14 protein-coding genes are annotated in these 10,888 nt (G+C 68.4%); 9 read left to right on the top strand and 5 right to left on the bottom strand.

Going from position 1 to position 10,888, the window contains the following annotated elements:
• Nucleotides 1–37: 37 nt before the first annotated feature.
• Together fliM and fliL are read right to left on the bottom strand one after the other, a co-directional pair.
• A complete protein-coding gene (gene fliM, locus QNA08_RS09395) occupies nucleotides 38–1,216 on the bottom strand; it encodes a flagellar motor switch protein FliM (RefSeq protein ID WP_422679889.1) in 1,179 nt (392 codons plus the stop codon).
• 11 nt (nucleotides 1,217–1,227) lie between these two features.
• Nucleotides 1,228–1,737 carry a flagellar basal body-associated protein FliL gene (gene fliL / locus QNA08_RS09400; RefSeq protein ID WP_283740444.1) on the bottom strand — a complete coding sequence of 170 codons (510 nt, stop codon included), beginning with the start codon at nucleotides 1,735–1,737 and terminating at the stop codon, nucleotides 1,228–1,230.
• 293 nt (nucleotides 1,738–2,030) lie between these two features.
• Between fliL and flgF the strand changes: the two genes are divergently transcribed.
• The 4 genes from flgF to flgH are packed head-to-tail and all read left to right on the top strand — an operon-like array spanning nucleotide 2,031 to nucleotide 5,408.
• A complete protein-coding gene (flgF, locus tag QNA08_RS09405; protein WP_283740445.1) occupies nucleotides 2,031–2,774 on the top strand; it encodes a flagellar basal-body rod protein FlgF in 744 nt (247 codons plus the stop codon).
• Between the two features lie 23 nt (nucleotides 2,775–2,797).
• Nucleotides 2,798–3,589, top strand: a complete 792-nt coding sequence (gene flgG / locus QNA08_RS09410) for a flagellar basal-body rod protein FlgG (protein ID WP_283740446.1) — start codon at nucleotides 2,798–2,800, stop codon at nucleotides 3,587–3,589.
• Between the two features lie 11 nt (nucleotides 3,590–3,600).
• The gene (gene flgA, locus QNA08_RS09415; RefSeq protein ID WP_283740447.1) at nucleotides 3,601–4,590 is read left to right on the top strand and encodes a flagellar basal body P-ring formation chaperone FlgA; all 990 of its coding nucleotides are present in this window, start codon (nucleotides 3,601–3,603) and stop codon (nucleotides 4,588–4,590) included.
• A 56-nt stretch (nucleotides 4,591–4,646) separates the two neighbouring features.
• Nucleotides 4,647–5,408, top strand: coding sequence for a flagellar basal body L-ring protein FlgH (gene flgH / locus QNA08_RS09420; protein WP_283740448.1), 762 nt, complete (start codon nucleotides 4,647–4,649; stop codon nucleotides 5,406–5,408).
• A gap of 121 nt (nucleotides 5,409–5,529) precedes the next feature.
• Here flgH and QNA08_RS09425 read toward each other — a convergent pair whose 3' ends face one another.
• Nucleotides 5,530–6,174, bottom strand: coding sequence for a glutathione S-transferase family protein (locus QNA08_RS09425; RefSeq protein WP_283740449.1), 645 nt, complete (start codon nucleotides 6,172–6,174; stop codon nucleotides 5,530–5,532).
• 85 nt (nucleotides 6,175–6,259) lie between these two features.
• On the opposite strand from QNA08_RS09425, the gene QNA08_RS09430 reads away from it, so the two are divergent.
• Nucleotides 6,260–6,649 (top strand): winged helix-turn-helix transcriptional regulator, encoded by a 390-nt coding sequence (locus QNA08_RS09430; protein WP_283740450.1) that lies wholly within the window; start codon nucleotides 6,260–6,262, stop codon nucleotides 6,647–6,649.
• A gap of 52 nt (nucleotides 6,650–6,701) precedes the next feature.
• On the opposite strand, the gene dksA is transcribed toward QNA08_RS09430, so the two are convergent.
• Both dksA and QNA08_RS09440 read right to left on the bottom strand, forming a co-directional pair.
• Nucleotides 6,702–7,121, bottom strand: coding sequence for an RNA polymerase-binding protein DksA (dksA, locus tag QNA08_RS09435; protein ID WP_283740451.1), 420 nt, complete (start codon nucleotides 7,119–7,121; stop codon nucleotides 6,702–6,704).
• A 205-nt stretch (nucleotides 7,122–7,326) separates the two neighbouring features.
• Entirely contained in the window at nucleotides 7,327–7,710 is a 384-nt protein-coding gene (locus tag QNA08_RS09440) for a flagellar assembly protein FliX (protein ID WP_340321916.1), read from the bottom strand.
• Nucleotides 7,711–7,965: 255 nt separating this feature from the next.
• Here QNA08_RS09440 and QNA08_RS09445 point away from each other — a divergent pair, with 255 nt between their 5' ends.
• The 4 genes from QNA08_RS09445 (at nucleotide 7,966) to QNA08_RS09460 (ending at nucleotide 10,541) form a co-directional block, all read left to right on the top strand.
• Nucleotides 7,966–9,099, top strand: coding sequence for a flagellar basal body P-ring protein FlgI (locus tag QNA08_RS09445; RefSeq protein ID WP_283740453.1), 1,134 nt, complete (start codon nucleotides 7,966–7,968; stop codon nucleotides 9,097–9,099).
• A 2-nt stretch (nucleotides 9,100–9,101) separates the two neighbouring features.
• A complete protein-coding gene (locus tag QNA08_RS09450) occupies nucleotides 9,102–9,479 on the top strand; it encodes a rod-binding protein (protein ID WP_283740454.1) in 378 nt (125 codons plus the stop codon).
• Nucleotides 9,472–9,969, top strand: a complete 498-nt coding sequence (locus tag QNA08_RS09455; RefSeq protein WP_283740455.1) for a hypothetical protein — start codon at nucleotides 9,472–9,474, stop codon at nucleotides 9,967–9,969. Before QNA08_RS09450 ends, QNA08_RS09455 begins: the two co-directional genes overlap by 8 nt.
• Nucleotides 9,970–10,130: 161 nt before the next feature.
• Nucleotides 10,131–10,541 (top strand): flagellar protein FlaG, encoded by a 411-nt coding sequence (locus QNA08_RS09460; protein ID WP_283740456.1) that lies wholly within the window; start codon nucleotides 10,131–10,133, stop codon nucleotides 10,539–10,541.
• Nucleotides 10,542–10,888: the final 347 nt, after the last annotated feature.

Raw genomic sequence — 10,888 nt, forward strand, 5'->3', positions numbered from 1 at the left:
TGCCCCCAAGCCTGCCTTTTATGAATATCGTCTCTTCTTATGAATCCTGGCGCAGCTCACGCGTGCTGGCCTCGAACACGGCGAGTGTCGTGCGCGACCGGCGCAAGGGCCGCGCCACCTGAATGGCGACGTTGTCGCCCGCCCGCCCGATGCGCCCCTCGCTCAGGACGAGGTCGCCGCAGCGCAACGACACGAGACCGTCGGCCGGCATGTCGAAGACGAGCGTGTCCCCCACCTCGAGTGCGAGCGCTCGCCGCAACGGCAGGCTCGTCTCGTGCAGCACTGCCTCGAGCGTGAGATCGGCCTGCCAGATCTCGGTGGCGAGATGCCCTTCCCAGATCGGGTCGCGGCCGAGCTTCTCGCCCATGTAGCTCTGCAGCAGGAGATCGCGGATCGGCTCGATCGTGGCATAGGGCAGAAGAATCTGCAGACGCCCCGAGCGACCGTCCATCTCGAGGCGGAGCTGGACGAGGATCGCCGCGTTGGCCGGGCGCGTCACGACCGCAAAGCGCGGATTGCTCTCGATGCGGTCGACCGTGAAGCGCACCGGCGTCAGCGGCAGGAAGGCCTGCTCGGCATCCTGCATCACGACCTGGACTAGCCGCTTCACGAGCAGCGTCTCGATCGTCGTGAAGGGCCGGCCGTCAATCGGCGTCGGCCCGGCGCCGCGCTTGCCGCCGAGAAGAATGTCGAGGGCCGCGTAGATGAGGCTCGGCTCGACCGTCACGAGGCCGAAGTTGTCCCACTCCTCCGCCCGGACCACCGCGAGCAGGGAGGGCAAGGGAATGGAGTTCAGATAGTCTCCGACGCGCACCGACGTGATGCCGGCCAGCGAGACCTCCACGTTGTCGGAGAAGAAATTGCGCAGGGAGGTGGCGAGCAGGCGCACCATCCTGTCGAAGACGATCTCGAGCATCGGCAGGCGCTCGTAGGACACCTTGCCGGAGTCCACGATAGCGCGCACGCCGCCGTCGCCGTCCTGCAGCTGGTCGAGCGAGAACCCGACGAGCGCATCGATCTCGTCCTGCGTGAGCACGCGATCGCCGAGCTGCTCGAAGGGGTCGGCCGTCTGGGCCTCGATCATGCGAGCCCATTCAGCCGCCGTATCGTCCGCGCCGCTGCTGGCGGGGGTCGCCCCCTGGGTCGCGGCCACCTTGCTCAGCTCGGCGGCGAGGCTCGCCGCCGCATCGATGCCGGGATCGGAAGAGGCAGACACGGGCTGGGCTCCTACTGAACCACGATTTCCTTGAACAGCACGGCATCGACGCGCGCGGGATGCACTGCAATGTTGACGCGCCGCAGAAGCTCTTCCTTGAGGCGATAGATGCCGGCCGAGCCGTCGATGTCACTCGGTCGAAGCTCGCGCACGTAGACCTGGAACGCGTCCTCGACACGCGGCAACAGCGGTTGAATGTCCGCCACGGTCTTGGCCTCGGCGACCTCGAGGGAGGCCTTCATCCTGAGATACCGCTGGCGCTCCTGGTTCGGCACCTGCGCCAGGTTGACGGTCATCTCCTTGAGCTCGATGAAGGCAACCTGCCTGGTTGCCGCCTTCGCCGCCTCGGCCTCGGCCGACTTCTTCTGCATGTAGAGGTAGCCGCCGGCCGCCGCGCCGGCGAGCAGGGCGACGACGGCAGCGAGAACGAGCGTCTTGCCGCGTCCTCCGGCCTTCGCCGCGGGGGCCTCGCCCTCGCGCTCGGCCTCATCGACAGCCGCCTTGTCGCCCTTCTTCGCCATCGTTCTCGCCTCGGCCCTGTCCGCCGCTTCACCCTGGCGGCTCCGTTGTCCCCGATATGCGGCAAAGATGGTTAATGCCGCGTTAAACGCGGCAATTTCTGCCGGGCGGCTTTTGCCGGGCGGCGGCGGCGACCGCGCCGCGGCACTCCGTGGAGGAATGGTTATCACGCTGATCTTGAATGATTTTCAGAACGACTCCCGGCTTGGCACGGGCCCTGCACACTCTCCTGTGCGGATGCCGCGCTGGGGAGCGTCGAGGCGTCCGTGGGGAAATGACGAACGGGAGCGGTTCCATGGAGAACGCGCTGCTGATCGGCCTGTCGCGTCAAGTCGCGCTGGGCCGGGAGCTCGACGTCGTCGCCAACAATGTGGCGAACGTCACCACGAACGGATTCAAGGCGCGCACCGCGCGCTTCCGCGAATATCTGATGCCGAAGGCGAGCGCCGACGCCTTCCAGCAAGCCGACCGGCGCCTGTCCTTCGTTATCGACGACGGCACGCCGCTCAATTTCGAGCCGGGTCCGATCGAGCGCACGGGCAATCCTCTCGACGTGGCGATCAAGGGCGACGCGTTCCTCGTCGTCGCCACGCCCCGCGGCGAGCGCTACACCCGTAACGGATCGTTGGAGATCAACGCCCGCGGCGAGCTCGTCACCAGCGACGGCCACGCGATCCAGGGCGAGAACGGCCCGATCACTTTCGGCAATACCGAGACCGGCATCACCATCGCGCCGGACGGCACGGTGACCACCAATCTCGGCCAGCGGGGCAAGGTTCGCCTCGTGCGCTTCGACGACGTGCGGGCACTCGACAACGAGGGCGCCAACCTCTTCGCGAGCCGTGCCCCCGCCCTGCCCGCGGGCCGGGCCGCCAAGCTCGAAGCGGGGGCGCTCGAGCGATCGAACGTCAAGCCGGTCATCGAGATGGCGCGGCTGATCGAGGTCAATCGCTCCTACACGAGCGTCGCCTCGATGATCCAGAAGACCGACGAGCTGCGCCGTTCAGCGCTGAGCCGCCTCGCCGACATGCCGGCCTGATCGCCGCCAGGAGATTCAAGACAATGCGTGCCCTCCAGACCGCCGCGACCGGCATGATGGCCCAGGAACTCAACGTCCAGGTCATCTCCAACAACATCGCCAACCAGCGCACCACCGGCTACAAGCGCCAGCGGGCGCAGTTCCAGGACCTGATGTACGAGACGCAGCGCCGGCCCGGCTCCGCGACCTCGGACCAGGGCAACCAGGTGCCCGCCGGCATCACCATCGGCTCGGGCGTGAAGACGGCCTCGACGCCGCGCGCCATGTCGCAGGGTCCGCTCAATCCGACCGAGAAGGACTACGACGTCGCCATCCGCGGCGAGGGCTTCTTCCGTATCCGCCGGCCCGACGGCACCATCGCCTACACGCGCGACGGCTCCTTCGAGCTCGATTCCCAGGGGCAGCTCGTCACCGCTGACGGCTATCTCGTCGAGCCGGGGATCACGGTGCCGCAGAACGCGAGCAAGGTCACGATCAACGCCCAGGGTCAGATCCAGGCGACCATTCCCGGGCAGACACAGCCGCAGGACCTCGGCCAGCTTCAGCTCGCCCGTTTCGTCAACAAGGTCGGCCTCGAATCGATCGGCGACAATCTCTTCGTCGAGACGCCCGCCTCCGGCCAGCCGATCGACGGCACCGCCGGCAGCGAAGGCTTCGGCACGCTGCAGCAGGCCTATCTCGAAGAGGCGAACGTCAATGCCGTGACCGAGATCTCGGCCCTCATCGCCGCGCAGCGGGCCTACGAGATGAACGCCCGCATCATCACCGCCGCCGACCAGATGCTCTCCTCCACGACCCAGATGTTCCGCGGCTGAGGAGAGGCATCATGAAGGCTCGTCTCTCCCTCGCCCTGTCCGCCGCCGCGTTCGTCGCCGGCATGGTCTCTGCCATCGCGGCAGAGCGTGCCACCCTCCGCGCCGAGATCCGCGTGGATCACGACATCGTCACCCTTGGCGACCTCGTCGAGGGCGTCGACGGCCAGGCCGCGGCGGCACCGCTGTTCCGCGCGCCGCGGCTCGGCGACACCGGCACGATCCAGGTGCATCGCATCGTCGAGGCGGCGCAGAACCTCGGCATTGCCGACATCGATACGCGCGGCCGGGCTCAGGTCGTCGTCGCCCGCGCCGCCCGGCGCATCGGCGCGGCCGAGAGCGAGGCGGCGCTGCGCCAGGCGCTCGAGGCACGCCACGGCCTCGATGCCCGTTCGACCACGATCGTCTTCGACGGTGGCGCGCCCATCATCCTCGCCGCGCCCGACGGCGATGCCCCGCTCTCGGTGCAGGATCTCCTGTTCGATCCGCGCACGCGCCGCATCTCGGCGACCCTGGTCGTCCCGGGCGGTGTCCAGCCGGCGACGAAGCGCGTCACCGGCAATGTGGTCGAGACCGTCGAGGTCGCCGTCGCCAACCGCTCCTTCCAGCGGGGCGACGTCCTGCAGGCGAGCGATATCTCCTTCGAGCGCCGGACCCGCGACGGCCTGCCGAGCGACGTCCTCACGGAGGTCGGCGCGATCGCCGGCCAGGTCGTCAAGCGCAGTCTTGCGGTCGGCACGGTCATGCGGGCAGGCGACGTCCACCGCCCGGAGATCGTGACCCGTGGCGACGTCGTCACGGTCATCTACGAGAGCCGCGGCCTGTCCCTGTCCCTGCGTGGCCGGGCCGTCGAGGGCGGCGCCCTCGGCGACACCGTGACCGTACAGAACATCCAGTCGAAGCGCACGCTCCAGGGGCAGGTCGTGGCGCCCGGCCGGATCAGCGTGAACCTGGTGCCGACGGGCCGCGTCGCCGCCGTCGCCGCCACGACGGCCCGGCCATGAGCCCGTGGATGCGCCGCGCCCGTCCCTTCGAATCGTCTCTTTCCAGGATGCGTCCGATGACCCTCCGCCCGACGCCTCGCCTCACCCGCCTCGCCGGCGCCACCCTCGCTGCCCTCACCCTCGCCGGCTGCGGCGCCGCCGACCGCCTCGCCAATGTCGGCAAGGCGCCCAACCTGTCGGCGATCGAGGATCCCACCGCCCAGCCCGGCTACAAGCCCGTACGCCTGCCGATGCCCGATCCCGAGCCGGTCAGCTATGCACCGAATTCGTTGTGGCGGACGGGCGCACGCGGCTTCTTCAAGGATCAGCGCGCCCGCCAGGTCGGCGACATCCTCACCGTCCGCGTACGCATCACCGACAAGGCCAATTTCGACAACACGACGAAGCGCTCCCGCGCCAACGACGAGAAATTCGCCACGGCGAACCTCTTCGGCTTCGAGAACCAGATCGACCAGGTGCTGCCGGACGGCACGAAGGCGGACGCGCTCTTGACCGCCAAATCCGATTCCACGAGCGCCGGCAGCGGCTCGATCCGCCGCTCCGAGCAGCTCGCCACGGACGTTGCCGCCGTCGTGACCCAGGTCCTGCCCAACGGCAACATGGTGATCGAGGGCAAGCAGGAGATCCGCGTCAATTTCGAGATGCGCCAGCTCATCGTCGCCGGCGTCGTGCGGCCGGAAGACATCGAGGCGAACAACACGATCGAGTCGACGAAGATCGCCGAGGCGCGCATCGGCTACGGCGGCAAGGGCCAGATCACCGACGTGCAGCAGCCGCGCTACGGCCAGCAGGTGATGGACATCATCCTGCCCTTCTGACGCCCGGCGACAGGCGCTCCAGTTCCCCGGACGGGCCGGCACGCTCCCCCGTTGTCGCCCGCCCGTCCAGATGCGGCCCCGGTGCTCCCGCCGGGGCCGCTTTCGTTCGGCGTTCCGCCGTTCAGGCGGCCTTGTCGAGTTCCGCCTGCACCGCAGCCTCCCGCGCCAGCATGCGCTGCACCGACGGCCGCGCCTGCATGCGCGCATGGTGCGCTGCGTAGTTGGCATAGGGGCTCACGTCGAAACCGAGCATGGCCTTCGCCCAGTGGAAGAAGGGATAGAGGTAGCAGTCGACGGCGCTGAAGGTGCCGAGGGCATAGTCCCTGCCGGCGAGCAGGCGATCGATCTCCGCGAGCTTCTCGGTCACCGCCGTCCGCGACTTGGCAACGAGCGAAGCCTGCGCCTCCGCCCCGTCCACGTAGCGCTGCGGCCCGAACAGCGGGCTGAAGGCCGGATGCACGCCGCTCGTGAGCCAGGCGAGCCAGGACAGCGCCTGGGCGCGGGCGAGCGGCTCCTGCGGCAGGAGGCCGGCCTGCGGGAACGCGGCGTCGAGATAGCTGAAGATCGCCACGTTCTCGGTCAGGAGGTCCCCGTCGACGAGCAGGGCCGGCACCTTGCCGCGCGGATTGACGGCGAGATAGCGCGGTTCGCGGTGCTGGCCCTTGCGCAGCGACAGGCCCTTCGGCTCGAAGGTGGCGCCAACCTCCTCGAGGGCGATGTGGGGAGCCATGGAGCAGGCGCCGGGAGCGAAGTAGAGGGTCAACATGAGGTGCCTCCTGAGTTGCGGCGGTAACCTAGGAGGGGACAGTATCGGTTTGCAAGAAGGCACCTTATGGAGCCATACTGGCCAAATGGAAACTAAAGCGCCTCCCCCGCTCGCCTCCGGGCCCTGCCGGTGTCAGCAGCGGATCCGTCGCACGCTCGACCTCATCGCCAACAAATGGGCGGTCCCGGTCATCCTGGAACTGTCGCGGGCCAAAGGCCCCCTGCGCTTCACGGCGCTCGCCCGCGCCATCGCGGGCATCACACAGAAGGAATTGACCAAGCAGCTGCGCGAGCTCGAGGGCGCGGGACTCGTCACGCGGCATGTCTACGCGGTGGTGCCGCCGAAGGTGGAATATGCGCTGACCCCGCTCGGGGCCTCGCTCAAGCCCGTCCTCGATGCCCTTGCCGGGTGGGCGTCGGACCATGGCGACAGGATCGCGGCGAACGAGGCCGCCTTTTCGGGGGTGCCAACCTGATGGCCCCCGCTGCGGCAGGAGGGTACGGGAGGCGGATGCGCCCCGATGCCCCTCAGTCGTCGCGGTAGACGCGTTCGTTGCGCTCGTGCCGTTCCTGCGCCTCGAGCGACAGGGTGGCGATCGGGCGGGCCTCGAGGCGCTTGAGCGAGATGGGCTCGCCCGTCTCCTCGCAATAGCCGTAGGTGCCGTCCTCGATGCGCTGCAACGCCGCGTCGATCTTGGCGATCAACTTGCGCTGGCGGTCCCGGGCACGCAGCTCGATGGCGCGATCGGTCTCCGAGGAGGCCCGATCCGCAATGTCCGGGTGATTTTCATTCTCGTTCTGCAAGGCGGTCAGCGTCTCGCGTGCCTCCCGCAGAATATCGTCCTTCCATCCCAGGAGCTTGCGCCGAAAATACTCGCGCTGGCGCTCGTTCATGAAAGGTTCGTCATCCGATGGCCGATAGCCCTCGTCGATCGCGATGTTCGACATGTGTGGCTTCTGCTCTTTCCCTCTGCGCCCCGCCGTCACCCCCTTGCGAGGCGCCGCCTATATACCGGGACGGCCGGGCCGCGACAACGCAGATTGCAGTCATAAGATCGTCGAAAAGCGCGGCCGCACGCCGGCGGCCGGAAACGCGCCGGCCGACAGCCCCGCGAAGACGGCGCCGCGCGCCCTCTCCCCGGGCGGGAAACTGTCAGCGCTGCAGCTTGGCGAGCTCGACGTGGGCGCGCAGCTCGATATGGGCGATGAGATCGTCGAGCTGCGCGTCGCCGCTCGTGCCCGAACGCGCGGCGAGGGTCGCCGTCAGCCGCTTGAGATCCGCGATCGGCACCTGGCCGGCGAGCAGCGCCGCCTTGAGACGATCGAGGCCGTCGAGGAGGTCGTGCCCGCGGCGGATGTGGCGCCTTCGGCGCGCAGTCGGATCCTCGTTTGCCTGGAGGGCGATGAGAGCGTCGATCCCGCCGACCGACTGGGCGGCTCCCGCGGCAGTATTGCGGCCGACGGCTGCGCCCTGGCCGAGCGAGAAGCGCGCATGGCCGGAACCCCGCCGTACGGCCGCCGCACCGCCCCCAACCATCGCTCTCGCCTCGACCCGCATGATCATCCGACACCGCACTCCATCGATGCGGGCAGTCTCGCCGCTCATGGTTAACGCGGCGTGAAGAGCACGGCAAAAGCTGCCGCGCGGCAGGCCCCGCCCAGCGGGCCGACCTGCCTGGCGGATCGGCGACACTAGGCAAGATATTGATTTCACTTACATAACAACATCGCCACCGAGCTGGCACGATCTTCGCGTCGAGGTGAGCGACTTTCGCTTGCGTGGTGCCTCTCAATGCCGCTTCGCCTCCGCAGAACCCTGGCACGCTGCCTCGCCCTCGCCGCCGCCGTTGCCACCCTGGCGGGGCCGGTCGCTCCGGCCTTCGCACTATCGCGTATCAAGGACCTCGCTGCGGTCGAGGGGGTGCGCCAGAACCAGCTCGTTGGCTACGGCCTCGTGGTCGGCCTCAACGGCACGGGCGACACGCTGAACAACACGCCCTTCACACGCCAGTCGCTGCAGGCGATGCTGGAGCGCCTTGGCGTCAACACGCATGGCGCCAACCTGCGCACCGCGAACGTCGCGGCGGTCATGGTCACCGCCAACCTCCCCGCCTTCTCGACCCAGGGCACGCGGGTCGACGTCACCGTCTCGGCCCTCGGCGACGCCAAGTCCCTGCAGGGCGGCACGCTGCTCGTCACGCCGCTGCTCGGTGCCGACGGCGAGGTCTATGCGGTGGCGCAGGGCTCCGTCGCCATCTCCGGCTTCCAGGCGGAGGGCGAGGCCTCCAAGGTGACGCGCGGGGTGCCCACGGTCGGGCGCATCGCCAACGGCGCGCTCATCGAGCGCGAGATCGACTTCCAGCTCGCCAAGCTCAAGACGCTCAGGCTCGCCCTGCGCAATCCCGATCTCACGACGGCCCGGCGCATCGCGGCCGCCATCAACGACTTCCTCGGCGCCGACACCGCCGAGCCGACAGACCCGTCGACCGTAGCCATCCAGATCCCTGCGCGCTACCAGGGCAACATGATCCGCCTCCTTACGGAGGTCGAGCAGCTGCGCGTCGATCCCGACCAGTCCGCCCGCGTCGTGATCGACGAGCGCTCGGGCATCATCGTCATGGGCAAGGACGTGCGCGTCTCCACGGTAGCGGTGGCCCAGGGCAACCTCACCGTCACCATCACCGAGACGCCACAGGTCAGCCAGCCCGCCCCCTTCTCCAACGGCGTGACGACTGTCGTGCCGCGCACCGGCGTCAAGGTCGACACCCAGGACGGCAACAAGCTCGCCATCGTCCGCGAGGGCGTGACCCTCAAGGAACTCGTCGACGGCCTCAACGCGCTCGGCATCGGGCCGCGCGACCTCATCGCCATCCTTCAGGCCATCAAGGCGTCCGGCGCCCTCCAGGCCGAAATCGAGGTAATGTGAACATGGCACTTCCCGCCCTCGCCATTCCCGCCGCTGTCAAGATCGCCGCAGGCGCTCTCGGCACCCTCGCCAAGGCTGCGAAAGGGACAAACGCCGCCCCTGCCAATCAGGCCACGGCCGCGATCACATCGGGGCAGACCAAGGCCCGCGCCGTCGCCCAGGACTTCGAGAAGGTCTTCCTCGAGCAGATGATGGACCGAATGTTCAAGACCGAGGGCTCCGAAGGCCCGCTCGGCGACAATGGCACCGGCAGCGATGTCTACCGCTCCATGCTGGTCAAGGAATACGCCGGCAACATCACCCGCACCGGCGGCATCGGCATCGCGGACCAGGTCTATCGCGAGATCCTGCGCCTGCAGGAGGGAGGCGCCCGTGTCTGAAGTCGCGGCCGCCGCGGCTGTGGCCGCGCCCCTCCCCTTGCCCCGCGTCGTGAGCGAGGACGAGGCGAAGCGCCTCGTCGAGGGCGTGCTCGCCACGCTCGCCGCCCTGGAGAGGCTCATCGTCGAGGAGACGCGCCTCGTGCAGGACGGCCGCCTCGCCGACGCCCTCGTGCACGAGACGCGCAAGACGGAGCTCGCCGGCAGCTACATCCGCGAGCTCGAGGCGGTGAAGACCAATGCCATCGCCCTCGCGCGCTTCGCCCCGGACGCCCTGACGGCCCTGAAGGAGACGCACCAGCGTTTCGCCGAGATCATCGAGCGCAACCAAGCCGTCCTCGCCACCGCCCGCGCGGTGTCCGAGGGGCTCATCCGTACCCTCGCCGACGAGGTGGGCGCCGCAGCGCAACCGGCTGCCTACGCACCCGCCGGCGCCGGCCAGCCGGCCCGCCGGCCGCGCGCCGTGCCGCTCACCCTCTCGAAGAGCCTGTAAACCATATCGCCACGAAAGATGTGCCCGCCCGCGCCGCGGGCGGGCACATCCACAAGATTTTAAGGATTTCTGCAAGGCGTTCTTCACACACCCTCCCGGCATGCTCCCCCGCAACACCGGAACGGCTGCACTTCGCGAGCCGGACACGCGGGCGAGGGCGAATGATGGACGTTGGGGGCGTGGGCCGGGCCGGCGCGATCCTGCCGCCGGCCACTTTCAATCGCCTGGAGGCTCCGGTCTCGGCCGGTGCGGTCAAGACAGATCTCGCGGCGAATGCCGCCGTCGTCCAGGCGGCGGGTACGGAAGCCGGGCGCTTCGAGGCCGGCCGCCAGGCAGCGAACCGCGCTGCGCGCGAGGCCGCCCTGCGCGACACCATCGAGCGGCACCTCGTCATCGACCCAGAGACGCGCGAGATTGTCCTTCAGGTCGTCGAGACGCGCACGGGCCGCCTCGTCAACCAGATCCCGGATGCCGCGATCCTTCGCCTGCGGGCATACCTGCGCGGCGTGCTCAGCCGCTGGGGCACCGACCGTGCCGACGACACGGCCAGGCGGGTTGAGCGCGTCATCTGATTCGCGCTGTGGCGTTCCGCCTTCGCCCCACCCGATGCGGCAACCCGATACCGCGTTAATGTTGGATTAAGGTTGCCACAACCGTCACGAGAATTTTTACCTCTCATTAAATGATGCCGGCCGAGCATCCTCGCGTCTTTGTCAGAAAGATGAAGACAAGCCAGAAGGCTCTTCACCAGAAAGGTGCATAATATGTCGTCTGTTACGCTGAATGCCGGCGTTCGCGCCGCGCTTTCGTCTCTGCAGAATACGTCGGCAATCTCCCAGCAGATCCAGAATCGTCTGGCGACGGGCAAGAAGGTCAACTCGGCGCTCGACAATCCGTCGAACTTCTTCCTCTCCGCCGG

The organism is Chelatococcus albus (assembly GCF_030067675.1).
Classification (GTDB): Bacteria; Pseudomonadota; Alphaproteobacteria; order Rhizobiales; family Beijerinckiaceae; genus Chelatococcus_A; species Chelatococcus_A albus.